This window comes from Streptomyces sp. NPDC052020, from assembly GCF_040680575.1.
In the GTDB taxonomy this organism is placed as follows: domain Bacteria; phylum Actinomycetota; class Actinomycetes; order Streptomycetales; family Streptomycetaceae; genus Streptomyces.
In genome coordinates this window covers 62,365-87,013 of the sequence record NZ_JBFAWY010000018.1, presented here as the reverse complement: position 1 = coordinate 87,013, position 24,649 = coordinate 62,365, and the positions used below count along the sequence as shown (strand labels likewise).

Here is a 24,649-nt window from a genome sequence, read left to right as displayed (position 1 = left end):
GTCCGGTCACCGGTCCCGGCCGGTCTCCGTCACCGTCCCGTCACCGCCGCGCCCGTCGCCGAGGCAGGGGGCAAGGCGGCGCCGCGGTTGAGTCCGTCGCCGGGGGCGGCCGAGTCGAGCCGTTCGGGCGGCGGCGCAGCGGGCGCGGGGGTCAGTGGCCGTCCTCGCGGGAGCGGCGCCCGGGTTCCTTCCCGTGGTCGCCCATCTCCAGGGCGTCCGCCGGACGCTCCAGGGCGGGGAGTTCCTGCAACGCGTCCCAGGGCACCTGGACCTTGCGCAGGTCCGCCCGGACCCGGTCGGCCAGCTTCCTGGTCTCCCGGCGGTTCATGGCGGCGCCGACGGCCGCTCCGACCAGGAACGGCGTGAGGTTGGGCAGACTGCGGACCATCCGCTTCATGATCCGCTGGCGCAGCTCGCGTTTGGCGTGGCCGTTCAGCGCGGCGCTCAGCGTCGACGGTCTGCTCACGTCGACCCGGCGCTCCGACGACCAGGCGTTCAGATAGGCGGTGCTGCGCTGTCTGAGGTCGCCGGGCGGGCGTATGCCGTACACCTCGTGGAGTTCGGCGATCAGCTTCAGCTCGATCGCCGCGACGCCGGTGACCTCGGCGGCCAGCTCCGTGGGCATCGCGGGCGGCACCGGCAGCATCGCCGCCGCGCCGATGCCCGCTCCGACCGTGGCCGTGCCTCTCATGGCACCCGCCACCAGTTTGTCGGCGAGTTCCTCGGGGCCGAGGCCCGGGAACTGCCGGCGAAGTGTCGCCAGGTCCCGTACGGGGACGCGCGGGGCGACCTCGATGATCCGGTCGGCGAGGTGACCCAGGACGGCCCGGACGCGGTCGCCGCTCGTGCGGGCGGCCTGCCGGGCCTTGTCCCCGATCACCCCCGCCCGGTGTCGAGCGGCCGGCGCGGGGACCTCCACGGGTGCCGGGAGGTCACTGCGTTCGGCCGCCGGTTCGAGCGAGGCCCCTGCCGTGTCGGTCGGGCCTCGCTCTGCGTCACGCGCGCGGTGCGGGCCGTGGAACGGCCCTCGGTCCGCTCCCCGCGGGGAGAAGCGGCGCTTCCAAGGAGGGGTCGAGCCAGTCACGGCCGACCGGTCCTCAGTCGCAGTCGCGGCAGATCGGCTGGCCGTTCTTCTCCCGGGCCAGCTGGCTGCGGTGGTGCACCAGGAAGCAGCTCATGCAGGTGAACTCGTCCTGCTGCTTCGGGAGCACCCGGACGGCCAGCTCCTCGTTGGAAAGGTCGGCGCCGGGAAGCTCAAGGCCCTCGGCGGCCTCGAACTCGTCGACGTCCACCGCGGAGGCCGACTTGTCGTTCCTCCGGGCCTTCAGCTCTTCGAGACTGTCCGAGTCGACATCGTCGTCGGTCTTGCGTGGAGTGTCGTAGTCGGTTGCCATATCGCTCTCCCCCTCTGGGTGTCTGCGGTGTCTTCCGCGCACGTAACGCGTGAGAGGCCGGACTTGTGCCCGACCTGAGGCGGAGATTTTGCCTCACATCAAGGTCTGTTACTCAATCGACACCCAACCGGACTCCGCACGAGTGATCGGCTTGGATGGCGATGGGGACCGTACACGGTCGCATAGCCGCACTTCAAAGCCGCCTCCCCGTGTACTTCCCGTGATCAAGACCCCCGAAAACCCGGATTTTCCGGGCGTTCCGGCGGGTTGCTGGTTCACACTGGGTGAATGGCTGGAAAAGTACCGCTGTGATCGATCACACACGTGATCTCCGGCGTGCCGGGGATTCGCGCCCTCGAAAATTCAGCGCAAAGCGAACATCTCCGGGGGGTGCCACGGGGACACCACGGTGTTCCGGCCCCATGGTCTCAGACCGGCAGGGTGACTCGCATCACGAGCCCCCCTCCCTCCCGCGGCCGCGCGGAGATGTAGCCGCCGTGCGCCCGGGCCACGGACCGGACGATGGACAGGCCGAGGCCCACCCCCTTGTCACTGCCCGTGCGCTCGGTACGCAACCGCCGGAACGGCTCGAAGATGTTGTCGATCTCGTACGCCGGCACGACCGGCCCCGTGTTGCTCACCACCAGGACCGCCTGGCCGTGCTCGACGCCGGTGGTGACCTCCACCCAGCCGTTCTCGGCCACGTTGTAGCGCACGGCGTTCTGCACCAGGTTCAGGGCGATCCGCTCCAGCAGCACGCCGTTGCCCTGGACCACCGCGGGCCTGCGCTCGCCGCGGATCACCACGCCCTTGGCCTCCGCCTCGGCGTGCACCTGGTCGATGGCCTGCGAGGCCACCTCGGCGATGTCCACCGGCTTGCGCTCGATGATCTGGTTGTCGCTGCGGGCCAGCAGCAGCAGGCCCTCCACCAGCTGCTCGCTGCGCTCGTTGGTGGCCAGCAGGGTCTTGCCGAGCTGCTGGAGCTCCACCGGGGCGTTCGGGTCGGACAGGTGCACTTCCAGGAGGGTGCGGTTGATCGCGAGCGGGGTGCGCAGTTCGTGCGAGGCGTTGCCGACGAAGCGCTGCTGGGCGGTGAAGGCCCGCTGCAGCCGCTCCAGCATGTCGTCGAAGGTATCCGCCAGCTCCTTCAGCTCGTCGTCCGGGCCGTCCAGCTCGATCCGGCGGGAGAGGTCGGAGCCGGCCACCGCGCGCGCGGTGCGGGTGATCCGCCCCAGCGGCGACAGCACCCGGCCGGCCATGGCGTAGCCGAAGGCGAAGGCGATCACGGCCAGGCCCAGCAGCGCCAGCAGCGAGCGGCTCAGCAGGCTGTCCAATGCGTGCTGGCGCTGCTCGTTGACGCAATCGTTCATGGCGCTGTTGAACGTGCTCGGCGAGGCTTGATCGGGCAGGTTGCAGACATCGCTGGTGACCTTGCCCTCGACGATCTTGAACGGAAGCTCGCTGCCCACGTTCAGCGCCTGCGCCGCCAGCAGGTAGATGATCGACAGCAGCAGAATGCCGGCGATCAGGAACATCCCGCCGTACAGCAGCGTGAGCCTTATGCGGATGGTGGGGCGCAGCCATGGAAAGGGCGCGGCCGACCGGGGGTCCCAGGTGGGCTTCGGGGGTGCCTGGGGAGGCGCGGGTGTCGTGGCCACGGGTGATCAGATCCGGTAGCCGGAGCCGGGGACGGTGACGATGACGGGCGGCTCGCCCAGCTTGCGGCGCAGGGTCATGACGGTGACCCGGACCACGTTGGTGAACGGGTCGGTGTTCTCGTCCCACGCCTTCTCCAGGAGCTGCTCCGCGGAGACGACCGCGCCCTCGCTGCGCATCAGGACCTCCAGGACGGCGAATTCCTTGGGCGCGAGCTGGATCTCCCGGCCGTCGCGGAAGACCTCGCGGCGGTTGGGGTCGAGCTTGATCCCGGCCCGTTCCAGGACCGGCGGCAGCGGCACGCTGGTGCGCCGCCCCAGGGCCCGCACCCGGGCGATGAGCTCGCTGAACGCGAACGGCTTGGGCAGATAGTCGTCGGCGCCGATCTCCAGGCCCTCCACCCGGTCGCTGACGTCGCCGGAGGCCGTCAGCATCAGCACGCGCGTGGGCATGCCGAGCTCGACGATCTTCCGGCACACGTCGTCACCGTGGACCAGCGGGAGGTCGCGGTCGAGGACGACCACGTCGTAGTCGTTGACGCCGATGCGCTCCAGAGCGGCCGCACCGTCGTACACGACGTCGACGGCCATGGCCTCCCGGCGAAGTCCGGTCGCCACCGCATCGGCGAGCAGCTGCTCGTCCTCGACGACGAGTACGCGCACGTCCTTGTCCTTCCTCAGGGAACGCCCGTGCGCCCCGGTGGGGGCGTGAGCGGGCAGGGGTCTTCGTGAGTGGTGTTGCCTCCATCCTGCCCTTTTCGGCCATAAGTCGGCGGTAAGGCGGATCGGCACGGGCCCGGCCGCCGGGTGGAGGCGGGGTGCCGGAGACGGGTGAGGGGCCGGTGCCGCGAGATTTTCTCGCGCTGTCGAGGTTTCCGCGGAACGGCGTGTGGGGAGGACGGGTTTACACCCCGATCACGCTCTGGCGTCACCGCACGACCACTCGGTACGCAGCGACCCGCTTCCCTCAGGGCGGCGCGGGCGTCCGGCACCGCCGCCGCCCGGCCGAGCGGCGCTGGGCACCCATGGGAGACGTGATCGTCCTTTCCCGCACAACGGCACACCCCCGTGCCACCGACCCACGACCCAGGACGAGGGGGCGCAGCATGGACGCTTTCACCGCAGGACTTCTGCAGCGCATAAGGGCGACCGAGTCCGACCTGTCGCGGGCCCGTGACGAGGGCGACGACTTTCTCGTCGAGGTCGAGCTGAGCGAGCTCGACGACCTCCGCCGCCTCGCCGCCGAGCACGGTGTGGAGGTCGGCGCGTCCGGCGTCTGACCGGCCCGCGTACGGCGGAGCCCCGGCGTGATCCAGCGCCGGGGCTCCGCCGTTTCCCGCCGCCCCCGGTGGCCCCGCGGCCGGCCGGGGGTCAGTCGTGCCAGGCGCCGAAGTCCTCCAGGAGGACCTGGAGGGGCTCGAAGACGCCCGGGGCGGCCGCGATGGTCAGTTCGCGTGACGGCCGCCGGGAGGGGCGTCCACCGGTCAGCGCGCCCGCTTCCCGGGCGATCAGGTCACCCGCGGCGTAGTCCCACGGATTGAGCCCGCGCTCGTAGTAGCCGTCGAGGCGGCCGGCGGCCACGTCGCACAGGTCGATCGCGGCCGAGCCGCCGCGCCGGATGTCCCGCACCAGCGGGATCACCTTCCCGGCGACCTCCGCCTGGTGGGCGCGGACCCCGGCGACATAGGCGAAGCCCGTCGAGATCAGCGCCTGCTCCAGGGGCGGCGCGGGCCGGCAGGCGAGCCCGCGCTCGCCGTCCCAGGCCCCCGTCGCCCAGGCGCCGCCGCGGACCGCGTAGTACGTCTCCCCGCGCATCGGGGCGGCGACCACGCCGACGACCGTCTCGCCGTCCTGCTCGGCGGCGATGGAGACGGCCCAGCTCGGCAGGCCGTAGAGGTAGTTCACCGTGCCGTCGAGGGGGTCGATGACCCAGCGGACGCCGCTCGTGCCGGCCGTGGCGGAGCCCTCCTCGCCGAGGACACCGTCGTCCGGGCGGCGCTCGGCGATCAGCGCGGTGATCAGCTTCTCGGCCGCGATGTCCATCTCGGTGACCACGTCGACCGGGCTGGACTTGGTGGCGGCGACCGCGAGGTCGGCGGGGCGGCCGTCGCGCAGCAGCTCGCCCGCGCGGCGCGCGGCCTGCCGGGCCAGGTCGAGCAGGTCCGAGTGCAGGGGGTCGGTCACGGCGCTCCTCACGCGTAGGGGCTGTCCGCGCCCGCGGCGGCGGGCCGGGGGGCGCGAGCCGGGCAGCAGCCCACCGGGCACAGGTGGTGGCTGGCGCCGAGCGCGCCCAGGGCGCACGGCGCGACCTCCTGGCCGCGTTCGGCCGCGGCCCGCTCCAGGACGAGGTCGCGGACGGCGGCGGCGAACCGGGGGTCGGCGCCGACGGTGGCCGAGCGGCGCACCGGCAGCCCGAGCTCCTCGGCCTTGGCCTTGGCCTCCGTGTCGAGGTCGTACAGGACCTCCATGTGGTCGGAGACGAAGCCGATGGGGGCCATGACCACGGCCGGGACACCGGCGGCGTGCCGCTCCTGAAGGTGGTCGCAGATGTCGGGCTCCAGCCACGGGATGTGCGGGGCGCCTGAACGGGACTGGTAGACGAGCTGCCAGGGGTGGTCGACGCCGGTGCGCTCGCGGACGGCCTCGGCGATCAGCCGCGCGACGTCCAGGTGCTGCCTGACGTACGCGCCGCCGTCGCCGTGCTCCTCGACCGGGCCGGAGGTGTCCGCGGCCGAGTTCGGGATGGAGTGGGTGGTGAAGGCGATGTGCGCCCCGTCCCGGACCTCCTCGGGGAGGTCGGCGAGGGACTCCACCACCCCGTCGATCATGGGCTCGACGAAGCCGGGGTGGTTGAAGTAGTGCCGCAGCTTGTCGATCCTCGGGAGCTCCAGGCCCTCCGACTTCAGGGCCGCGAGGGCGTCGGCGAGGTTCTCGCGGTACTGGCGGCAGCCCGAGTAGGAGGCGTAGGCGCTGGTCGCGAGGACCAGGATGCGGCGGTGGCCGTCGCGGACCATGTCACGCAGGGTGTCCGTCAGGTACGGCGCCCAGTTGCGGTTGCCCCAGTAGACCGGCAGGTTCAGGCCGTGCTCGGCGAAGTCCTTGCGCAGGGCCTGAAGCAGGGCGCGGTTCTGGTCGTTGATGGGGCTGACCCCGCCGAAGAGGAAGTAGTGCTGTCCGACTTCCTTCAGGCGTTCCTTGGGGATGCCGCGCCCGCGCGTCACGTTCTCCAGGAACGGGACCACGTCGTCCGGCCCTTCGGGGCCGCCGAACGAGAGCAGGAGCAGGGCGTCGTAGGGGGTGGCATCGAGCACGTCTGGCATGACTCGATCCTGCCACCCGGCACTGACAGCCGGGAAACGGCCGGGGTGACACGTGTCGCCCGCCCGTCCCCCGGGTGTATAAGGGTGACCTGACCCGTAAGCTGTATGAGCCGCATTCGCACCTTACGAACGTGTCGTCCGCATGTCCTGCCGCCCCGCCGGCCGGCCGTGCCGGAAACGTCCCGCCCGAGCCCTAGCGGACCACCGGAGATCCCGTTGCCCAGCCCCTACCGCGCCCTGTTCGCCGCCCCCGGCTCCAAGGGTTTCTCCGCCGCGGGCCTCCTCGGCCGTATGCCCCTGTCGATGATGGGCGTCGGCGTGGTCACCATGGTCTCGCAGCTGACCGGCCGGTACGGGCTGGCCGGGGCCCTGTCGGCCACCATCGCGCTCGCCGCGGCGGTGGCGGGCCCGCAGATCTCGCGGCTGGTCGACCGGCACGGGCAGCGGCGGGTGCTGCGCCCGGCGACCCTGGTGTCGCTCGTCGCGGCGGCCGGGCTGCTGGCGGCCGCGCACTGGCGGTGGCCGGACTGGGTGCTGTTCGTGTGCTGTGCCGGCGTCGGCTGCGTGCCCAGTGTCGGCGCGATGGTCCGGGCCCGCTGGGCGGCCCTGTACCGGGGCACCCCGCAGCTCCACACCGCCTACTCCTTCGAGTCCGTGATGGACGAGGTGTGCTTCATCTTCGGGCCGATCATCTCCATCGGGCTGTCCACGGCGTGGTTCCCGGAGGCCGGGCCGCTGCTGGCCGCCTGCTTCCTCGCCGTCGGCGTCTTCTGGCTGACCGCCCAGCGGGCCACCGAACCGGCGCCGCACCCGCGCGAGCACCGCGGCGGCGGCAGCGCGCTGCGCTCCCGCGGCCTTCAGGTCCTGGTGGCCACGTTCGTGGCGACGGGGGCGATCTTCGGCGCGGTCGACGTGGTCACCGTGGCCTTCGCCGAGGAGGAGGGGCACCAGGCCGCGGCCAGCCTGGTGCTCGCCCTGTACGCGGCGGGTTCCTGCGTGGCGGGCATGGTCTTCGGGCTGCTGCACTTCGCCGGGGCGCCAGAACGCCGCTGGCTGCTGGGCGTGTGTGCGATGGCCGTGAGTATGATCCCCCTCCTACTGGTCGGGAACCTGCCGTTTCTGGCCGTGGCGCTGTTCGTTGCGGGCCTGTCCATAGCGCCCACGATGATCACGACGATGTCCCTCATCGAACAGCACGTACCACGCGCGCAGCTCACCGAGGGCATGACCTGGGTGAGCACCGGGCTCGCGGTCGGGGTGGCGCTCGGCTCCTCGGCGGCCGGCTGGGTGATCGACACGGCCGGGGCGCGCGCCGGATACGGGGTCCCGGCGGTGGCCGGGGCCGTCGCGGTCGTGGTCGGTTTCCTCGGGTACCGCCGGCTCACGCGGCCGGCTCCGGGTCGGGGAGGGACCGTTGAGCAGTACAGCGAGCGAAAAGACGGGCGGGAAGAACGCCACCTGGCATAACTGGGGAGGCACCGTCGCCGCCCGCCCCGCGCGGGAGGTCGCCCCGGCGTCCGCCGGGGAACTGGCCGAGGCCGTGCGCCGGGCGGCCGAGGACGGGCTCAGGGTGAAGGCGGTCGGCCGCGGCCACTCCTTCACCTCCATAGCCGCCACGGACGGTGTGCTGATCCGTCCTCACCTGCTGACGGGCATACGGAACGTCGACCGTGCCGCCATGACGGTCACGGTGGAGGCGGGCACCCCGCTCAGGAGGCTCAACGCCGCCCTCGCGCGCGAGGGGCTGTCGCTGGCCAACATGGGCGACATCATGGAGCAGACGGTCGCCGGCGCCACCGCCACCGGCACCCACGGCACCGGCCGCGATTCGGCCTCGATCGCCGCCCAGATCAAGGGGCTGGAACTGGTCACGGCCGACGGCTCGGTCCTCACCTGCTCCGAGAAGGAGAACCCGGACGTCTTCGCCGCCGCCCGCGTCGGCCTCGGCGCCCTCGGGATCGTCACCGCCATCACGTTCGCCGTCGAGCCGCTGTTCCTGCTCAGGGCCCGCGAGGAGCCCATGCCGCTCGACCGGATCCTCGCCGACTTCGACGAACTGTGGGCCGAGAACGAGCATTTCGAGTTCTACTGGTTCCCCCACACCGGGAACACCATCACCAAGCGCAACAACCGCAGCGCGGGCCCGGAGCAGCCGGTGGGGCCGCTGAAGGGCTGGTTCGAGGACGAGTTCCTGTCCAACGGCGTCTTCCAGGTGGCCAACTGGGTGGGCCGCGCGGTGCCCGCCGCCGTCCCGGCGATCGCGCGGGTCTCCAGCAAGGCGCTGTCCGCGCGGTCCTACACCGACATCCCCTACAAGGTGTTCACCTCACCGCGCCGGGTGCGGTTCGTGGAGATGGAGTACGCCGTTCCGCGCGAGGCCGTCGTCGAGACGCTGCGCGAGCTCAGGGCGATGGTCGGCCGTTCACGGCTGCGGATCAGCTTCCCCGTCGAGGTGCGCACCGCCCCGGCCGACGACATCGCGCTCTCCACCGCCTCCGGCCGGGACACGGCCTACATCGCCGTCCACATGTTCAAGGGCACGCCCTATCGGGGGTATTTCACCGCGGCCGAGCGCGTCTTCACCGCGCACGAGGGGCGACCGCACTGGGGGAAGCTGCACACCAGGGACGCCGCGTACCTGTCCCGGGCGTATCCCCGCTTCGAGGAGTTCACGACGCTGCGGAACCGCCTGGACCCGGATCGCCGGTTCCAGAACGACTACTTGCGGAGGGTTCTGGGGCCGTAGCCGGGCCGCTGGGCACGGGACTCCGGGCATCGCCGGAATCCTGGCTTCCGGAGGGGCTCGGCTCCGGCGTGGCACCGTCCTCGCCAGCCCCGCTCCGTGAAGGCGAGGCACCCGGCGACGCTCCGGCGCCGGTCCCGCCGTCCGCGGTTTTGGACGGGCCGTCCGTCGGTGTCCGGCCCGTGCCCGGGGTGTTTGAGCCCTCGGGCTCCGGGGAGTTCCGCGCGTCTCCGGAGCCGCCGGAATCGCCCCGCTCTCCCGGGTTGTCGGCGTCTCCCGACCCCGCGGCCGACTTGTCGCGGCCCGACAGGGCGTCGCCGACGGTCGTGCTGGACCCGCCGCTCAGGTTATGGCCGGAGGCGACTTCGTACACGGTGATTCCGGCCATCGTGACGCCGAAGACGAGGGCCGCCGCGATCACCGGCCGCTTCCAGCCCCTGACGCGGGCGCGGTAGACGGTGCCCTCCGTGAACTCACCGGGCGCGGGGGGCGTGTGCCGCCGGGAGCGCTCCTGGTGCCGCGCGGTCACCCCCGTGCTCCGCAGCTGTTCGCCGGTCCGTTTGAAGAAGTGCTGGAAGAGCGTGCCGCCGCAGGTGGCGATGGCACTGACCACACCGGCGCCGACGATCGTCCCGTAGACGCCGAAGGAGGAGGCGAGCTTGGCGGCCACCACCGCCGCGAGCGCGCTGCCCGCGACCTGGGGCACGCTCAGGTCGATCCGCTTCTTGTCCGCTTGGCCCCGGACGTCCCTCCCCTCCTCCCCCTGAAGCTCCGTCACGGCTGCGGCCTCGGGCCTTTCACGCATCCTCGTACCTTGCCTGCCTTCCCCGGACATGATCGACTTTTCCCACTTGATCAGCCAACTGCACGAGAAGGGGACGTACGGACGAAACCTTTTAGTTCCGTTTCTGGTGATTGCGTGAAGTTCCCCACGCCGATTCCCTTGCCGCAGCACGGAAATCGCCCCAGGGCCGACCAAGCCCCGCCTCTTGCCAGAAGTTGGACGGCGCGCCGGTCCACCGCAGGTGGCCCGAATGGAGTACTGTTGCGAGCCCTGGGTCCGGTCTTCCGACATGGGAGCACGGGGCCTCGAAGGACCGCCGGGAGGGGGCTAGTTGCACAGGGTGACAGATTCGGTCACTTAGCGTTGTGAAGTAGGTTACCGTGCCATAACGGCGATCCAGGGCCCGCGCCCGACACGCCGGGCAACTCGGCAAGGTTGTGGCAGGCTGCACCCGGGCAGGCCACACTCGACAGAGCGGAAGCAGCGACGCACGTGACGTCGGCAGGCACCACCCGGGAGGTCCCCATGCCCGAACTGCGTGTCGTGGCCGTCTCGAATGACGGCACACGGCTGGTGCTGAAGGCTGCGGACTCAACGGAGTACACGCTTCCGATTGACGAACGGCTCCGCGCCGCCGTGCGCGGCGACCGTCCCCGCCTCGGCCAGATCGAGATCGAGGTGGAGAGCCATCTCCGCCCCCGCGACATCCAGGCGCGTATACGCGCGGGGGCGACCGCCGAGGAAGTCGCCCAGCTGGCCGGCATCCCGGTGGAGCGCGTACGCCGCTTCGAGGGCCCCGTGCTGGCCGAGCGCGCCTTCATGGCCGAGCGCGCCCGCAAGACCCCCGTGCGCCGCCCCGGGGAGAACTCCGGACCGCCCCTCGGCGAGGCCGTGCAGGAGCGGCTGCTGCTGCGCGGCGCGGAGAAGGACACCGTCCAGTGGGACTCCTGGCGCCGCGACGACGGCACCTGGGAGGTGCTCCTGGTCTACCGGGTGGCGGGCGAACCGCACTCGGCGAGCTGGACGTACGACCCGCCCCGCCGGCTCGTCCAGGCGGTCGACGACGAGGCCCGCGCGCTGATCGGCGAGTCCGACGACCTCGCCGCGCCCGAGCCCAGCTTCCCGTTCGTCCCGCGCATCGCGCGCCTGCCGCGCGACCGGCCGCTGGACCGCACCGCCGACCGCGAGCGCCCGAGCCTGCCCGCACAGACCTCCGAACCCGGCGAGGAGGGCGCGGGTGAACGGGACTCGCTGACGAGCCTGCTGGAGGCGGTGCCGAGCTTCCGGGGCGATCTGGTCGTCCCCGAACGCCCGTCGGAGTCCGGCGAGGAGCCGGAGGACGAACCCGTGGCGGAGGAACCGCCGGCCCCCGCGGCCTCGGCCGGTTCCGCCTACGCCGACGTGCTGATGCCCCGCTCGGTCGGGAGCCACCGCGACCGCCTCATCGGCGCCACCGACCGCCAGGCCGAGGCCGACGGGGTCCGCCCGGGGCGCCGGGCCGCGGTGCCCAGCTGGGACGAGATCGTCTTCGGGACACGCCGCAAGAAGCAGGAGTAGGCCGCCGTACGTCCGTACGAGGCCCCATGGGGGGCGCCGGGCCCGCTGCCCTTGGCGGCGGGCCCTCCCGCGTGACGGCCCGGGGGCCCGCCCCCGCCGACGGCGGCGGCGCCCGGCCTGACTACCGGGGATCCGGTCCGGCGGCGACCGGACGGGCGGGGTCCGACGACCACTCCGACCACGACCCGACGTACAGCGCCGCCGGGATGCCCGCCACCGCCAGCGCCAGCACCTCGTGGGCCGCGGAGACACCCGAGCCGCAGTACACCCCGACCTCGGTGCCCTCGGCCGCGCCCAGCGCCTCGAACCGGGCGCGCAGCTCCCCGGCGGGCAGGAACCGGCCGTCCGGTGCCACGTTCTCGGTCGTCGGCGCGGACACGGCGCCCGGGATGTGCCCGCCGACCCGGTCGATCGGCTCGACCTCGCCCCGGTACCGCTCCCCCGCCCGCGCGTCGAACAGCACCCCGGACCGGGCCAGCGCCGCCGCCCCGTCCGCGTCGAGGAGCCCGCTCGCTCCCGTCACCGGTTCGAAGTCGCCCGGCTCCGGGTCGGGCGTGTCCGTCGAGAGCGGCCCCGGCCAGGCCGGCAGCCCGCCGTCGAGGACCCTCACGTCCGGGTGGCCCGTCCAGCGCAGCAGCCACCAGGCGCGGGCCGCCGCCCAGCCCTGCCCGCCGTCGTACACGACGACCGGCCGGCCGGAGGACACACCCGCCCGGCGCATGGCGGCACCGAATTCCGCGAGATCGGGCAGCGGGTGACGGCCCCGGTGTCCGGGGGCGGCGGCGAGGTCCCGGTCCAGGTCGACGAAGACCGCGCCGGGGATGTGCCCGGCCGCGTACTCGGCGCGGCCGTCGAAGGCCGGCGCACCGGCCGCCTGGGCCAGGCTGAGCTGCCAGCGGATGTCCAGAAGGACCGGCGGCCGGTCGCCCGCCAGGTCGCCGGCGAGTTCGGAGGCGGAGATGATGGCGTTCATGGCCCCATCCTGGCGCACGGGGCGGCCGGCACGCCCCGGCGGGCTGCCCTGCCCGCCGGACAGCTTCGATCACCATGCGTACGGATCCGGGCGCGGGCGTACAGGTGATCGGCACCCGTCGGCCTCGCGCGGAGACGGGCGGCGACGGCGCGCCCGGCCCGCTTCCGGGCGGGGGCCGCCGTGCGGGGGACGTCCGGGGCGCGCGGCGGCCGGGCGGGTGGGAGCATCGGCACAGGGTGCGTCGAAGCGGAAGCGACCCGGCCACCGCTGGTGCCGGGCACCGCGACGGGGCGAACGTTGCCTGGTGCGGCACTAGCGGCCGAGAGAAGAGTGACGATGACCGAGGCACGGGGGCCGGCCGGCCCGCGCGGCGGGAGGAACGCCCGGCCCGCGCCCGGCACGCCCTGCTGGGTGAGCCTGATGGCACGCGGGCCGGACGCGGCCCAGGAGTTCTACGCGGCGCTGTTCGGCTGGGAGTTCCGGCCGGGGCCCCAGCAGCTCGGCCCCTATGTGCGGGCCCTGCTCGACGGGCGGGAGGTGGCGGGCATCGGCCAGCTGCCCCCGGACCGGCACCTGCCCGTCGCGTGGACGCCCTACCTCGCCTCGGACGACGTGGACCGGACGGCGGAGGCGGTACGGCACCGCGGTGGCACGATCGGGGTCGGTCCGCTGGACGCGGCCGAGGCCGGACGGCTGGCGATCGGCTCCGATCCCGCGGGCGCCGTCTTCGGCCTCTGGCAGGCCGCGGCGCACCTGGGCACCGCCGTCACGGGCGTACCGGGCACACCCGCCTGGAACGAGCTGATGACCTTCGAATCGGCGAGCGTCGCCAAGTTCTACGAATCGGTGTTCGGCTACCGGCAGGAGGCGGTGGTCTCCGCGGACTTCGACTACGTCACCCTGCACCTCGACGGGCGTCCCGTCGCCGGCATCCACGGTGTGGGCGGCGCGCTGCCCCGGGACCGGGGGCCGCACTGGATGACGTTCTTCGAGGTGGCCGACCTGGAGGAGGCGCTGGAGCGTCTGGCCGACCTCGGCGGGCATGTCCTGAAACCGGCGCGGGACGGCGTACGCGGCCGTACGGCCATGGTGGCGGATCCGGAGGGGGCGCGTTTCTCGCTGCTGCAGAGTGCGCGCTGAGCCCGCGGGTCCCTCAGGCGGACGACACCGGCAGCACGTCCGGCGACAGCGCCGCCGCGTGGGCCGTGGCGGCCGTCATACGGCGGCGGTGGTGGCGGCGGCACAGCACCTCGTAGCCCACCTCGTCGGCGGACTGGTTGACGTCGCCGACGACGACCTGGGCGCCCTCGACGACCATGACGCCGCCAATGGTGCGGGCGTTGTGGGTGGCGCGCGCGCCGCACCAGCACAGGGCCTCGACCTGGAGCACCTCGACCCGGTCGGCGAGTTCCACCAGCCGCTGGGAGCCGGGGAACAGCTTGGAGCGGAAGTCGGTGGTGATGCCGAAGGCGTAGACGTCGACGCCCAGGTCGTCGACGACGCGCGCGAGCTGGTCGATCTGCTCGGGAGCCAGGAACTGGGCCTCGTCGGCGATCACGTAGTCCGCGCGGCCGCCGTGCGAGAGGTGGTCGACGAGGTGGGCGTACAGATCCATGCCGTCCGTCGCCTCGACCGCGTCCGTGACCAGGCCGAGGCGGGAGGACAGCTTGCCCTCGCCGGCCCGGTCGTTGCGCGTGAAGATCATGCCGACGAGACCGCGCGCCGAGCGGTTGTGCTCGATCTGGAGAGCCAGCGTCGACTTCCCGCAGTCCATCGTTCCGGAGAAGAACACCAGCTCGGGCATGGGGGGAGGAGCACCTTTCGAAAGGGCGGGCGGCGGGGACGGGGCAGGCGTACGCCGCCACGAGCGGGCGGGGCGTACGGGCGTGCGCGGTGTCAGGTGCGCACTTCGAGCAGGGGGACGAGTTGCTCGGCGGGGGTCATCGAGCCGTGGTTGCCGGCCATCGCCGACTCGTTCGGCTCCCGCTCGGAGGCGATCAGCAGGACGTCGTCGTGCGCGGCGGCGATCACGTCGCCGATGCGGTCGTACACCCGCGCCTCGACGTGCGGGCCGAACCAGCCGGCCGCGATCGCCTCGTCCCGGGAGGCCACCCAGAACCGGTCGCCGAGGACCTCGCGCCAGCAGGTCAGGACGTCGTTCTGGGCGCCGGGGAGGGCGTAGACGTGGCGGGCGCGGCCCTCGCCGCCGAGCAGGGCGACGCCGGCGCGCAGCTCCCAGTCCTCGTCGAAGTCGATCCGGTGCTCCTCGTCGAAGGGCACGTCGATCATGCCGTGGTCGGCGGTGACGTAGAGCGCGCTGCGCGGCGGCAGCTGCTCGGCCAGGCGCTGGACCAGCCGGTCGACATGGCCGAGCTGGCCGCGCCAGGCGTCGGAGTCGACGCCGAAGCGGTGGCCGGCGCCGTCCACCTCGGCGTAGTACGTGTAGACCAGGGAGCGGTCGCCGGCGGCCAGTTGCTCCGCCGCCAGGTCCATGCGCTCCTCGCCGGTCAGCCGTCCGTGGAACGTGCCGCCGCTGAGCGCGACCTTGGTCAGGGGGGTGTCGGCGAAGGTGGGCGAGGTCACCTGGGCGGCGTGGACGCCGGCCTCCTGCGCGAGCCGGAAGACCGTGGGCCGGGGCTGCCACGCGTGCGGGTCCGTCCACGGCTTCCAGCGCAGCTGGTTCATCAGCTCGCCGGTCTCGGGGTTGCGCACCGTGTAGCCGGGCATGCCGTGGGCGCCGGGGGGCAGGCCGGTGCCGACGGAGGCGAGGGAGGTCGCGGTGGTCGCCGGATAACCGGCGGTCAGGGGGCGTCCCGTGCCGCCGCGCGAGGTGGCCAGCAGGGAGCTCAGGAAGGGGGCGTCCTGCGGATGCGCCTTCAGCTGCTCCCAGCCGAGGCCGTCGATCAGGAAGACGCAGTTGCGGTCGGCGGGGGCCAGCTCCGGGATCGCGGCGGTCAGGCCGGGGACGCCCATCCCCGCGGCGAGCGTGGGCAGCAGGTCGGCGAGGGAGCCGGTGCCGTACTCGGGGACGGGGGCCGAGGCGACGGGAAGCGGCTCCGGCTCGGTGTCCCAGGCGGCGGGGACGGGCGCGGGGCGTCCTCGGCCGTGGGCGGCGGAGAGGGACGGGTGCGACATCAGCGGCCGGTGTCCGCGGTCGCCTCGGAGAGGGCCTGGGCGAAGGCCAGCGCCTGGCGCACCGTTTCCGGGCCGTCGCCGGCCTCGCTGACGCGCAGGCTGAGGTCGTCGGCGGTCGAGCTGCCCGTGTAGCCGTGGTCGGCCTCGCAGTTGGGGTCGCCGCAGGCGGCCGGCTCCAGGTCGATGCGGGAGACGGCGCCCCAGCCGATGGTCAGCACGACCTCGCGGGGCAGCCGGCCCGGCGTGTACTGCTCCGGGTTGGCGACCACGCGGCTGACCACGATCGACGAGATCCGGCCGAGCTTGACGGACTCCGTGGACGTGGTGGCGTACGGCGTCGGGGAGGTGTCGTCGGCGGCCTGCTCGTCGGTGTGGCTGACGATGAAGCGGTGGTCGGTGAGGACCAGCACGGTCACGTGCCGGCGGACCTCGTTCTGGTCGAAGGTGGTCTCCTGGTGGACCAGGTACGACCGGACGGGCTCGCCGCCCACAGCGGCCTCCACCGCCTCGGCCACGAGGGCCGGGTAGTAGCCGCTGCGCTCGATCGCCGCACGCAGCCCCTGGGTCGTCGTACTGGTCTTGGCCATGCCGTCCATCCTACGGGGGCGCGCTGACTGCGAGGCACCGCTCGGTGCCGTCCGGCCGCCCGGGGCGGGGTTCAGTAGGCGGGGAGCGTCCGGGGGCCGAGGTCGTCCCGGGCGGGCGGGGGCGCGAGGCGGACCGAGGCGCCGAGCACGCTCAGGCCGCGCGGGGCGACGACGACCGGTTCCAGGGTGACCGCGACGACCTCGGGGTGGTCGTCGACCAGCCGCGAGACGCGCAGCAGCAGCTCCTCCAGAGCCGGTGTGTCGGCCGGGGCCGAGCCGCGCCAGCCGAACAGCAGCGGTGCCGTGCGGACCGAGCGCACCAGGGAGGCCGCCTCCCGGTCGGTGACCGGGATCAGCCGGTGCGCGGTGTCGCCGAGCAACTGGGTGGCGGCGCCGGCGAGCCCGAAGGAGAGCACCGCTCCGGCCGCCGGGTCGATGACGGCCCGGACGACGGTGTCGACCCCGCGCGGGGCCATGCCCTGCACCACCGGACGCAGTTCCCGGGGGGTGCCGAACAGGTCGGTCAGCTCGTCGTACGCCCGCCGCAGCTGGTCCTCGTCCGCGAGGTCGAGGCGTACGCCGCCCAGGTCGGCGCGGTGGCGCAGGTGCGGGGCGGTGGCCTTGAGGGCCACGGGGTAGCCGAGGCCGCGCGCGGCGGCGGCGGCCGCGTCGGGGGTGGGCGCGGGCAGGGCGCGGTGGACGCGGATGCCGTACCTGCCGAGGAGGTCGCAGGTCTCCTCCGTGCCGAGCGTGAGTCCTTGGCCGCGCGCGAGCAGCCGGTCGATCAGGCCGGCGGCGCCCTTCTCGTCGATGTCCTCGTACTCCGGCACCTTGCCGGGGTCGGCGGCCTCCCGGCGCCACTGGGCGTACCGGACGGCTTCGGCGAGGGCGCGCACGGCCCGTTCGGCGGCGGGGTAGGCGGGGATCAGGTGGGCTCCGTCGGGTGCCTCGTGGGCTCCGTCGGGCGCCTCGGCGGCGGGGGGCGACAAGACGGTGACGTCGGAGGACCTGCCGGGGCCGGCGGAGGCCGCGGGGCCGGGCTGCGGGGCCGTGCTCGCCGCCGCGGACAGGGCCTGGGCGAGCCCGCCGAGCTCGACGTGCACGACGAGGACCGGCTTGGCGGGGGTCCGGGCCGCCGCGGACCTCAGGGCCTCGGCGAGCGCCGCGTCGCCGGCCGGCCCCTCCCTCACCGTCGGTATCGCCGTCACGACGACGGCGTCGCAGGTGTCGTCCGCCAGCGCGCGGGACAGCGCCGCGTGGAAGTCCCGCGCCGAGGCCGCCGTGGTCAGGTCCAGCGGCGGGTGCGGGCGCAGCCCCTCGGCCAGGCACGCGTCGTAGGTCAGCAGACCCAGCGACTCGGAGTTGCCGAGGATCGCCACGCGGGGTCCGCCCGGCAGCGGCTGCCGGGCGAGCAGCAGCCCCGCGTCGACCAGCTCGGTGATGGTGTCGACGCGGATCACGCCGGCCTGCCGCAGCAGCGCGGACACGGTCGCGTGGGGCAGCCGGGTGGCCCGCACGGCGTGCCCCTGCGGCGCCGCGGCCCGGTGGCGGGCGCCCTGGACGACGACCACGGGCTTGGCCGCGGCCGTGCGCCGGGCCAGGCGCGTGAACTTGCGCGGGTTGCCGATGGACTCCAGGTACATCAGGACGACGTCGGTGTCCGGGTCGTCGTACCAGTACTGGAGGAGGTCGTTGCCCGAGACGTCGGCGCGGTTGCCGCAGGAGACGAAGGTCGACACGCCGGTGACGCCGGTGACCCCGCCGCCGCGCCGGTGCAGCCGGGACAGCAGGGCGATGCCGATGGCGCCGGACTGCGCGAACAGCCCGATGCGGCCGGGGCGGGGCGGCTCGGGGGCGAGGGAGGCGTTGAGCCGTACCCCGGCGGAGGTGTTGATGATCCCGAAGGCGTTGGGCCCGATGACGCGCATGCCGTACGCGCGGGCCTGCCGCACGAGGGCGCGCTGGCGCTCGCGTCCCTCGGGGCCGCTCTCGGCGTATCCGGCGGAGATCACGACCAGGCCCTGCACGCCGTGCTCGCCGCATTCGGCGACGGCCTCGGGGACCTGCTCGGCGGGCACGGCGACCACCGCGAGGTCGACGGGCCCGTCGATGTCGCGCACCGAGCGGTGGGCGGGCACCCCGTCGAGTTCCTTCTGCCCGTCGGGGAGCGCCTTGTTCACGGCGTGGAGGCGGCCGGTGAAACCGGCGTCGCGGATGTTGCCCAGGATGTTGCGGCCGACGCCCGCGGGGGCGCGGCCGGCGCCGACGACGGCGACGGAGCCGGGTGCGAGCAGCCGCCGCACCGAGCGGGCCTCGGCGCGCTGTTCGCGCGCGTACTGCACGGCGAGCGAGCGGTCGGTGGGTTCGAGGTCGAGCTCCAGGCGGACGACGCCGTCCTCGAAGCTGCGCTTCTGGGTGTAGCCGGCGTCCGTGAACACCTTGATCATCTTGGTGTTGGCGGGCAGCACCTCGGCGGCGAAGCGGCGGATGCCGCGCTCGCGGGCGACGGCGGCGATGTGCTCCAGCAGGGCGGAGGCGACGCCGCGGCCCTGGTGGGCGTCCTGCACGAGGAAGGCGACCTCGGCCTCGTCGGCCGGGGCGGAGGCGGGCGTTCCGTCGGCGCCGATGCGGTCGTACCGTACGGTGGCGATGAACTCGCCGCCCACCGTGGCCGCGAGTCCCACCCGGTCCACGAAGTCGTGGTGCGTGAAGCGGTGGACGTCCTTGGCGGACAGGCGAGGGTAGGGCGCGAAGAAGCGGTAGTACTTCGACTCGTCCGAGACCTGCTCGTAGAAGCTGACCAGGCGCTCGGCGTCGTCCACGGTGATGGGGCGGACGCGCGCGGTGCCGCCGTCGCGCAGCACCACGTCGGCCTCCCAGTGGGCGGGATACTCGTGCCGGTCCGACGAGGTCTGCATGGGCCCCAGAGTACGGCTCGCGCAGGACAACGGCGCGGGGCAGGCTGTGGGGGACGACGCCGGGCCGAGGCCGCGGTCCGGCGCCCCGCGGGGGCGGTCGCACGACCGCCCCGGGCATGCTTCACGATGTGGGAAACTGGTCTAGACAACCCTGAACACCTGAAGGGCAGCATCACATGGCTGAGCGCCGCGTCAACGTCGGCTGGGCCGAGGGTCTCCACGCCCGCCCCGCCTCCATCTTCGTCCGAGCCGCCACGGCCACAGGCGTCCCGGTGACGATCGCCAAGGTCGACGGCAACCCCGTCAACGCGGCCTCCATGCTGGCCGTCCTCAGCCTGGGCGCGCAGGGCGGCGAGGAGATCGTCCTGGCGTCCGACGCCGAGGGTGCGGATGCCGCCCTGGACCGCCTGGCGAAGCTGGTCGCGGAGGGGCTGGAGGAGCTCCCCGAGACCGTCTGAGTCGCCTTGCCGGGCACCCTGGTGCCCGGCGACGGAGCCGCGCCCTCTCTCTCGGGGCGCGGCTCTTTCGTTTGGCCCCTGCGGGCGCTTTTTTCGCGCGTGGATGACTCTTCCTCCGACCGCGGGTGTTCGCTCCCCGCGGCAGACGTCCGCTCCCTTGGGGAAATTCCCCTGATTTCCCGCACCGGGGCGCGAAAAAGGGCACCCACACGGAAACGGCAACGAAAAAGAGGCCCGCGGCCGAATATCTCTTCTTTGTATACGGCGCCTGTGTTAATTCCGTGGGCCAGCCGTGTTTACGTGGTGTTGCGAGGTCCTCACAGGCTCGGTCCGTTCGCGCGCGGCGGGCAGGCGCAGCCGGTGCGCGGCCGTCGACCGCTCGGTGTGCTGGGCCGTGAGCACCCGCGCGCGCTCGCTGTCACCGCGCGCCACCGCGTCCACGATCGCGCCGTGCTCGGCCCACAGCTCCACCGGGCCGGACGGCGCCTCCACCACGTACATCCAGGCGATCTTGTGGCGCAGCTGGGCCAGCATCGCGATCAGCGGGGGGCTGCCGGAGGCCTGGGAGAGCGTCTCGTGGAACCAGCCGCCCAGGGAGCGCAGGTCCTCGCTCGCGCCCCGCCTGGCGCGCTCCTGCCCCAGTCTGACCAGGCCCCGCAGCACCTTCAGATGTGCCTCGGTGCGGCGCTGGGCGGCCCGGGCGGCGCCGAGCGGTTCCAGCAGCAGGCGGATCTCCAGCAGGTCGGCGGCCTCCCGCTCGGTCGGTTCCGCGACGCACGCGCCCGCGTGCCGCCGGGTCACCACGAACCCCTCGGCCTCCAGGGTGCGCAGGGCCTCGCGGACGGGAACCCGGGAGACTCCGTAGCGGCGCGCGAGGAGTTCCTCGGTGAGCCGGCTGCCGCGCTCGTGGACGCCGGCGACGATGTCGTCCCGGATCGCCGTGCATACCGAATGCGCCGGAACACGCATGACCGACCTCCGTCTTAATCCCCGTGAAACGTCGACGATGGACGCGTGATGATTGACTGTATGACAGCGGGCCGGAAATTCCGATGGCGGGCCGTAATTCATGGGTATTTTTTGGTCAGCGGGGCCGGGCAATGGGATCGGCGGCGGGGCCGCCGGGTCCCGGAACGCGGAAAAGCCCCGGCCGGGAAGCGGCCGGGGCTCGGGGACGCGGAGGCGTCCGGTGCGTCAGAGGGACACGCCGTGCGCGCGGAGGTAGGCGACCGGGTCGACGTCCGAGCCGTACTCGGGCGACATACGCGCCTCGAAGTGCAGGTGCGGTCCGGTCACGTTGCCGGTGGCGCCGGACAGGCCGATCTGCTGGCCCGCGGTGACGGTCTGGCCCACCGAGACCCCGATGGAGGACAGGTGACCGTACTGGGTGTAGGTGCCGTCGTGCATCTTGAGGACGACCTGGTTGCCGTACGCGCCGCCCCAGCCGGCCTCGACGACCGTGCCGGCGCCGACGGCGTGGACGGGGGTGCCGCTCGCGGCGTGGAAGTCGACGCCGGTGTGGCTGCCGGAGGACCACAGGGAGCTGCCGGCCTGGTAGCCGGTGGAGACGTAGGAGCCGGTGATCGGCATCACGAAGGTGTTCAGGCGCTCGCGCTCGGCCTCGCGGGCGGCGCGCTCCTTGGCCTCGCGGGCCTTCTCGGCGGCCTCCTTCGCCTCCTCGGCGGCCTCCGCGGCCCGCTCGCGCGCGGCCTCCTCGGCCATCTTGCGCAGGGCGGCCTCCTCGGCGGCGTGCCGCTGCGCGGCGGCCTGGGCGTCGATCTGGTCGGCGATGGAGTCACCGATGGTGACGACCGGGGTGAGGCCGGTCTGCTCGGGAGCCGGCTCGGCGGCGAACGCCGGAGCCGCCACGGTGCCGATGACGCCGGTGGTGGTGAGGGCCGCGACCCCCGCCGCGCGGGCGGTGGTGCGCTGCATCCGGCTGGGACGGCGGTGCTTCCCGGCGGCGCGCGTGAACGCCATGTACAGACTGGTCCTTTCCTTCCCTCTCGCCTACCGGGTTAGCTGACGGGTTCGGAGCAGGAAGGTCTCCTACGGACCCCCTCGCTGCGCGCGCGGGCGTCCGATTCACCCCAGGGACTGCGGTTGGGTCCCCGGCTCCCCTGGCTCGCGCCGTACGGGGACTCGGCGATGACTGTCCGGTGCCGCGGATGCGGCGCACTGCCTGACGGACAGCCGGGAAGACGCTAAGGGGGGCGGCTTTCGAATCCCAAACGAAAGACCGTTTTTGTAGCGCATCCCACAGGGCAGACAGGCAACCTCCGCCTCAATTCGGGCATAAGAGGGCCCTGGTGACTTCTCCTCACCAGGGCCCCACGCGCGCGGCGCCGCCGGGCGGGCCCGGCGGGCGGTCTACTCGGCCGCGACGACGCTGACGTCACCGATGCCGAGGGCCTCGACGGGCGCCTTGATCTGCGCGGCGTCACCGACGAGGACGGTCACCAGGCGGCCCACCGGGAAGGCGTTGACGACCGCCGCGGTGGCCTCCACGGTGCCGGTCGCGGCGAGCTGCCGGTACAACTCGGCCTGGTAGTCGTCGGGGAGGTGCTGCTCGACCTGGTCGGCCAGCGTGCTGGCCACGGCCGCGGCGGTCTCGTACTTCAGCGGCGCCACACCGACCAGGTTCCGCACGGCGACGTCGCGCTCGGCGTCGGTGAGCCCCTCCGCGGCGAGCGTGCGCAGCACCGTCCACAGGTCCTCCAGCGCGGGGCCGGTGTTGGGGGTGTCGACGGAGCCGCTGATGGCGAGCATCGCGGCGCCCGTGCCGTCCGGCGCCGACCTCAGGACCTGGCCGAAGGCCCGCACGCCGTAGGTGTAGCCCTTCTCCTCGCGCAGCACGCGGTCCAGGCGCGAGGTGAGGGTGCCGCCGAGGCAGTACGTGCCGAGCACCTGCGCCGGCCACACGCGGTCGTGCCGGTCCGGCCCGGTGCGGCCGATCAGCAGCTGCGTCTGGACGGCCCCGGGGCGGTCCACGATGACGACCCGGCCGGTGTCGTCCGCGACCACCGGGGGCACCGGCCGCGGCTCGGCCGGCGAGCCCGTCCACGCGCCCAGGGTGTCGCCGAGCAGCGCGTCGAGGTCGACGCCGGTCAGGTCGCCGACGACCACGGCGGTGGCCGTGGCGGGGCGGACGTGCCGCTCGTAGAAGGCGCGTACGGCCGCGGAGTCGATGTTCGCGACCGTCTCCTCCGTGCCCTGGCGGGGGCGCGACATGCGCGAGTCGGCCGGGAAGAGCTCCTTGGAGAGCTCCTTGGCGGCCCGGCGGGAGGGGTTGGCCAGCTCGTGCGGGATCTCGTCGAGGCGGTTGCGGACCAGCCGCTCCACCTCGCTGTCGGCGAAGGCGGGCGCCCTGAGGGCGTCGGCGACCAGGCCGAGCGCCTTGGCCAGGCGGGAGGCGGGCACCTCCAGGCTCAGGCGGACGCCCGGGTGGTCGGCGTGCGCGTCGAGGGTGGCGCCGCAGCGCTCCAGCTCGGCGGCGAACTCCTCGGCGGAGTGCTTGTCGGTGCCCTCGGAGAAGGCCCGCGCCATGATGGTGGCGACACCGTCGAGACCGGTCGGCTCTGCCTCCAGGGGCGCGTTCAGCAGCACCTCCACGGCCACGACCTGCTGGCCGGGGCGGTGGCAGCGCAGGACCGTCAGGCCGTTGTCCAGCGTCCCGCGCTCCGGGGCCGGGAACGCCCACGGCTTGGGCTCGCCGGCCTGCGGCTGGGGGTGGAAGTCCATCGTGGCGAGCTCGGTCACTTGGCCGCCTCCTCGTTCTCGTCGGTGGCCTCGGTCTCGGCTTCCGGGGCGATGGGCTCGTAGACGAGCACCGCGCGGTTGTCGGGGCGCAGGCGGGCCTGGGCGATCTCCTGGACCTCCTCGGCCGTCACCTCCAGGACGCGCCGCACGGCGGTCAGGGCGAGCTGCGGGTCGCCGAAGAGGACGGCGAAACGGCACAGTTCGTCGGCGCGGCCGGCGACCGTGCCGAGCCGGTCCAGCCACTCGCGCTCCAACTGGGCCTGAGCGCGCTCCATTTCCTCCGCCGTCGGTCCCCGCTCGGCGAAGCGGGCGAGCTCCTCGTCGATGGCGGCCTCGATGACCGGCACCTCGACGTCGCCGGACGTCTTCACGTCCAGCCAGCCCAGCGAGGGCGCCCCGGCGAGCCGCAGCAGGCCGAAGCCGGCCGCGACGGCCGTGCGGTCGCGGCGCACGAGGCGGTTGTAGAGGCGGGACGACTCGCCGCCGCCCAGGATGGTGAGCGCCAGGTCGGCGGCGTCGCACGCGCGCGTGCCGTCGTGCGGGAGGCGGTAGGCGGCCATCAGCGCCCGGGCCGGGACCTCCTCCTCGACGACCTCGCGCAGCTGCTCGCCGATGACGTCGGGCAGCGAGCCGTCGCGCGGGGCGGGCTTGCCGTCGTGCGACGGGATGGAGCCGAAGTACTTTTCGATCCAGGCGAGCGTCTGCTCGGGGTCGATGTCGCCGACGACCGACAGCACCGCGTTGTTCGGCGCGTAGTACGTGCGGAAGAACTGGCGGGCGTCCTCCAGGGTCGCCGCGTCCAGGTCGGCCATCGAGCCGATCGGGGTGTGGTGGTAGGGGTGGCCCTCCGGGTAGGCGAGGGCGGTCAGCTTCTCGAACGCGGTGCCGTAGGGCACGTTGTCGTAGCGCTGGCGGCGCTCGTTCTTGACCACGTCCCGCTGGTTCTCCATCGACTCGTCGTCGAGGGCGGTCAGCAGGGAGCCCATGCGGTCGGCCTCCAGCCAGAGGGCGAGCTCCAGCTGGTGGGCGGGCATGGTCTCGAAGTAGTTGGTGCGCTCGAAGCTGGTGGTGCCGTTGAGCGAGCCGCCGGCGCCCTGCACCAGCTCGAAGTGGCCGTTGCCCTTCACCTGGGCGGAGCCCTGGAACATGAGGTGCTCGAAAAGGTGAGCCAGGCCGGTGCGCCCCTTGACCTCGTGCCGGGAGCCGACGTCGTACCAGAGGCACACCGCCGCGACCGGGGTCAGGTGGTCCTCGGAGAGCACCACGCGCAGGCCGTTGGCCAGGCGGTGCTCGGTCGCTGTCAGGCCGCCGGAGCCTGCCTGGGCTGTGGCCGTGTGACCCATGGGCATGTACGTCCCTTCGATCG

General features: G+C 73.3%; 22 protein-coding genes and 1 riboswitch. Of the genes, 6 read left to right on the top strand and 16 right to left on the bottom strand.

Annotation, left to right across the window (positions count from 1 at the left end; translation table 11 throughout):
- Positions 1 to 151: 151 nt before the first annotated feature.
- From AB0L74_RS20070 to AB0L74_RS20055, 4 genes are all read right to left on the bottom strand, one after another.
- Entirely contained in the window at positions 152 to 1,084 is a 933-nt protein-coding gene (locus AB0L74_RS20070; protein ID WP_365653725.1) for a hypothetical protein, read from the bottom strand.
- Between the two features lie 13 nt (positions 1,085 to 1,097).
- Positions 1,098 to 1,394 carry a DUF4193 domain-containing protein gene (locus AB0L74_RS20065; protein WP_003993510.1) on the bottom strand — a complete coding sequence of 99 codons (297 nt, stop codon included), beginning with the start codon at positions 1,392 to 1,394 and terminating at the stop codon, positions 1,098 to 1,100.
- A 428-nt stretch (positions 1,395 to 1,822) separates the two neighbouring features.
- On the bottom strand, positions 1,823 to 3,052 hold the full coding sequence (locus AB0L74_RS20060; protein ID WP_365653722.1) for a HAMP domain-containing sensor histidine kinase: 1,230 nt from the start codon (positions 3,050 to 3,052) through the stop codon (positions 1,823 to 1,825).
- 6 nt (positions 3,053 to 3,058) lie between these two features.
- Positions 3,059 to 3,712: a response regulator transcription factor gene (locus AB0L74_RS20055; RefSeq protein WP_069778299.1), complete on the bottom strand. Its 654-nt coding sequence runs from the start codon at positions 3,710 to 3,712 to the stop codon at positions 3,059 to 3,061.
- 443 nt (positions 3,713 to 4,155) lie between these two features.
- Between AB0L74_RS20055 and AB0L74_RS20050 the strand changes: the two genes are divergently transcribed.
- Positions 4,156 to 4,329, top strand: a complete 174-nt coding sequence (locus tag AB0L74_RS20050) for a hypothetical protein (RefSeq protein WP_365653718.1) — start codon at positions 4,156 to 4,158, stop codon at positions 4,327 to 4,329.
- Between the two features lie 91 nt (positions 4,330 to 4,420).
- On the opposite strand, the gene AB0L74_RS20045 is transcribed toward AB0L74_RS20050, so the two are convergent.
- Both AB0L74_RS20045 and AB0L74_RS20040 read right to left on the bottom strand, forming a co-directional pair.
- Positions 4,421 to 5,233 carry an inositol monophosphatase family protein gene (locus AB0L74_RS20045; RefSeq protein ID WP_365653715.1) on the bottom strand — a complete coding sequence of 271 codons (813 nt, stop codon included), beginning with the start codon at positions 5,231 to 5,233 and terminating at the stop codon, positions 4,421 to 4,423.
- A gap of 8 nt (positions 5,234 to 5,241) precedes the next feature.
- Positions 5,242 to 6,369, bottom strand: a complete 1,128-nt coding sequence (locus AB0L74_RS20040) for a ferrochelatase (protein WP_365653712.1) — start codon at positions 6,367 to 6,369, stop codon at positions 5,242 to 5,244.
- 216 nt (positions 6,370 to 6,585) lie between these two features.
- Here AB0L74_RS20040 and AB0L74_RS20035 point away from each other — a divergent pair, with 216 nt between their 5' ends.
- Both AB0L74_RS20035 and AB0L74_RS20030 read left to right on the top strand, forming a co-directional pair.
- Complete coding sequence (locus AB0L74_RS20035; protein ID WP_365653709.1) at positions 6,586 to 7,836, top strand: MFS transporter; 1,251 nt, start codon at positions 6,586 to 6,588, stop codon at positions 7,834 to 7,836.
- Complete coding sequence (locus tag AB0L74_RS20030; RefSeq protein ID WP_365653705.1) at positions 7,784 to 9,115, top strand: D-arabinono-1,4-lactone oxidase; 1,332 nt, start codon at positions 7,784 to 7,786, stop codon at positions 9,113 to 9,115. The genes AB0L74_RS20035 and AB0L74_RS20030 overlap by 53 nt, the downstream gene beginning before the upstream one ends.
- Here the strand turns inward: AB0L74_RS20030 and AB0L74_RS20025 are convergent.
- On the bottom strand, positions 9,039 to 9,917 hold the full coding sequence (locus AB0L74_RS20025; RefSeq protein ID WP_365653702.1) for a hypothetical protein: 879 nt from the start codon (positions 9,915 to 9,917) through the stop codon (positions 9,039 to 9,041). The genes AB0L74_RS20030 and AB0L74_RS20025 overlap by 77 nt on opposite strands.
- A 504-nt stretch (positions 9,918 to 10,421) precedes the next feature.
- On the opposite strand from AB0L74_RS20025, the gene sepH reads away from it, so the two are divergent.
- Entirely contained in the window at positions 10,422 to 11,453 is a 1,032-nt protein-coding gene (gene sepH / locus AB0L74_RS20020; protein ID WP_365653698.1) for a septation protein SepH, read from the top strand.
- A gap of 121 nt (positions 11,454 to 11,574) precedes the next feature.
- On the opposite strand, the gene AB0L74_RS20015 is transcribed toward sepH, so the two are convergent.
- A complete protein-coding gene (locus tag AB0L74_RS20015; protein WP_365653695.1) occupies positions 11,575 to 12,426 on the bottom strand; it encodes a sulfurtransferase in 852 nt (283 codons plus the stop codon).
- 336 nt (positions 12,427 to 12,762) lie between these two features.
- On the opposite strand from AB0L74_RS20015, the gene AB0L74_RS20010 reads away from it, so the two are divergent.
- Positions 12,763 to 13,566, top strand: coding sequence for a VOC family protein (locus tag AB0L74_RS20010; protein ID WP_365653692.1), 804 nt, complete (start codon positions 12,763 to 12,765; stop codon positions 13,564 to 13,566).
- Positions 13,567 to 13,579: 13 nt separating this feature from the next.
- Here the strand turns inward: AB0L74_RS20010 and AB0L74_RS20005 are convergent, their stop codons facing one another.
- The 4 genes from AB0L74_RS20005 to AB0L74_RS19990 form a co-directional block, all read right to left on the bottom strand.
- Positions 13,580 to 14,230: a thymidine kinase gene (locus tag AB0L74_RS20005; protein ID WP_365653690.1), complete on the bottom strand. Its 651-nt coding sequence runs from the start codon at positions 14,228 to 14,230 to the stop codon at positions 13,580 to 13,582.
- A gap of 92 nt (positions 14,231 to 14,322) precedes the next feature.
- Positions 14,323 to 15,561: a nucleotide pyrophosphatase/phosphodiesterase family protein gene (locus AB0L74_RS20000; protein ID WP_365653687.1), complete on the bottom strand. Its 1,239-nt coding sequence runs from the start codon at positions 15,559 to 15,561 to the stop codon at positions 14,323 to 14,325.
- Positions 15,561 to 16,157, bottom strand: coding sequence for a DUF5998 family protein (locus tag AB0L74_RS19995; protein ID WP_365653684.1), 597 nt, complete (start codon positions 16,155 to 16,157; stop codon positions 15,561 to 15,563). The genes AB0L74_RS20000 and AB0L74_RS19995 overlap by 1 nt, the downstream gene beginning before the upstream one ends.
- A gap of 62 nt (positions 16,158 to 16,219) precedes the next feature.
- Positions 16,220 to 19,066: a GNAT family N-acetyltransferase gene (locus AB0L74_RS19990; protein WP_365653681.1), complete on the bottom strand. Its 2,847-nt coding sequence runs from the start codon at positions 19,064 to 19,066 to the stop codon at positions 16,220 to 16,222.
- Between the two features lie 176 nt (positions 19,067 to 19,242).
- Between AB0L74_RS19990 and AB0L74_RS19985 the strand changes: the two genes are divergently transcribed.
- Positions 19,243 to 19,524 (top strand): HPr family phosphocarrier protein, encoded by a 282-nt coding sequence (locus AB0L74_RS19985; RefSeq protein WP_365653678.1) that lies wholly within the window; start codon positions 19,243 to 19,245, stop codon positions 19,522 to 19,524.
- 273 nt (positions 19,525 to 19,797) lie between these two features.
- Here the strand turns inward: AB0L74_RS19985 and AB0L74_RS19980 are convergent, their stop codons facing one another.
- The 4 genes from AB0L74_RS19980 to AB0L74_RS19965 form a co-directional block, all read right to left on the bottom strand.
- Positions 19,798 to 20,493 (bottom strand): GntR family transcriptional regulator, encoded by a 696-nt coding sequence (locus AB0L74_RS19980; RefSeq protein ID WP_365653675.1) that lies wholly within the window; start codon positions 20,491 to 20,493, stop codon positions 19,798 to 19,800.
- 225 nt (positions 20,494 to 20,718) lie between these two features.
- Positions 20,719 to 21,504 (bottom strand): M23 family metallopeptidase, encoded by a 786-nt coding sequence (locus AB0L74_RS19975; protein WP_365653672.1) that lies wholly within the window; start codon positions 21,502 to 21,504, stop codon positions 20,719 to 20,721.
- Positions 21,505 to 21,516: 12 nt separating this feature from the next.
- Positions 21,517 to 21,682: riboswitch (cyclic di-AMP (ydaO/yuaA leader) on the bottom strand.
- A 212-nt stretch (positions 21,683 to 21,894) separates the two neighbouring features.
- Positions 21,895 to 23,283: a pitrilysin family protein gene (locus AB0L74_RS19970; RefSeq protein ID WP_365653669.1), complete on the bottom strand. Its 1,389-nt coding sequence runs from the start codon at positions 23,281 to 23,283 to the stop codon at positions 21,895 to 21,897.
- Positions 23,280 to 24,632, bottom strand: a complete 1,353-nt coding sequence (locus AB0L74_RS19965; protein ID WP_365653666.1) for a pitrilysin family protein — start codon at positions 24,630 to 24,632, stop codon at positions 23,280 to 23,282. Before AB0L74_RS19965 ends, AB0L74_RS19970 begins: the two co-directional genes overlap by 4 nt.
- Positions 24,633 to 24,649: the final 17 nt, after the last annotated feature.

Excerpts from the sequence above, each read along its gene's own strand:
- AB0L74_RS20065 (WP_003993510.1), bottom strand. The coding sequence starts at position 1,394 with ATGGCAACCGACTACGACACTCCACGCAAGACCGACGACGATGTCGAC.
- AB0L74_RS20050 (WP_365653718.1), top strand. The coding sequence starts at position 4,156 with ATGGACGCTTTCACCGCAGGACTTCTGCAGCGCATAAGGGCGACCGAG.
- AB0L74_RS20040 (WP_365653712.1), bottom strand. The coding sequence starts at position 6,369 with ATGCCAGACGTGCTCGATGCCACCCCCTACGACGCCCTGCTCCTGCTC.
- AB0L74_RS20025 (WP_365653702.1), bottom strand. The coding sequence starts at position 9,917 with ATGCGTGAAAGGCCCGAGGCCGCAGCCGTGACGGAGCTTCAGGGGGAG.
- sepH (WP_365653698.1), top strand. The coding sequence starts at position 10,422 with ATGCCCGAACTGCGTGTCGTGGCCGTCTCGAATGACGGCACACGGCTG.
- AB0L74_RS20015 (WP_365653695.1), bottom strand. The coding sequence starts at position 12,426 with ATGAACGCCATCATCTCCGCCTCCGAACTCGCCGGCGACCTGGCGGGC.
- AB0L74_RS20010 (WP_365653692.1), top strand. The coding sequence starts at position 12,763 with ATGACCGAGGCACGGGGGCCGGCCGGCCCGCGCGGCGGGAGGAACGCC.
- AB0L74_RS20005 (WP_365653690.1), bottom strand. The coding sequence starts at position 14,230 with ATGCCCGAGCTGGTGTTCTTCTCCGGAACGATGGACTGCGGGAAGTCG.
- AB0L74_RS20000 (WP_365653687.1), bottom strand. The coding sequence starts at position 15,561 with ATGTCGCACCCGTCCCTCTCCGCCGCCCACGGCCGAGGACGCCCCGCG.
- AB0L74_RS19995 (WP_365653684.1), bottom strand. The coding sequence starts at position 16,157 with ATGGACGGCATGGCCAAGACCAGTACGACGACCCAGGGGCTGCGTGCG.
- AB0L74_RS19990 (WP_365653681.1), bottom strand. The coding sequence starts at position 19,066 with ATGCAGACCTCGTCGGACCGGCACGAGTATCCCGCCCACTGGGAGGCC.
- AB0L74_RS19985 (WP_365653678.1), top strand. The coding sequence starts at position 19,243 with ATGGCTGAGCGCCGCGTCAACGTCGGCTGGGCCGAGGGTCTCCACGCC.
- AB0L74_RS19980 (WP_365653675.1), bottom strand. The coding sequence starts at position 20,493 with ATGCGTGTTCCGGCGCATTCGGTATGCACGGCGATCCGGGACGACATC.
- AB0L74_RS19975 (WP_365653672.1), bottom strand. The coding sequence starts at position 21,504 with ATGGCGTTCACGCGCGCCGCCGGGAAGCACCGCCGTCCCAGCCGGATG.
- AB0L74_RS19965 (WP_365653666.1), bottom strand. The coding sequence starts at position 24,632 with ATGCCCATGGGTCACACGGCCACAGCCCAGGCAGGCTCCGGCGGCCTG.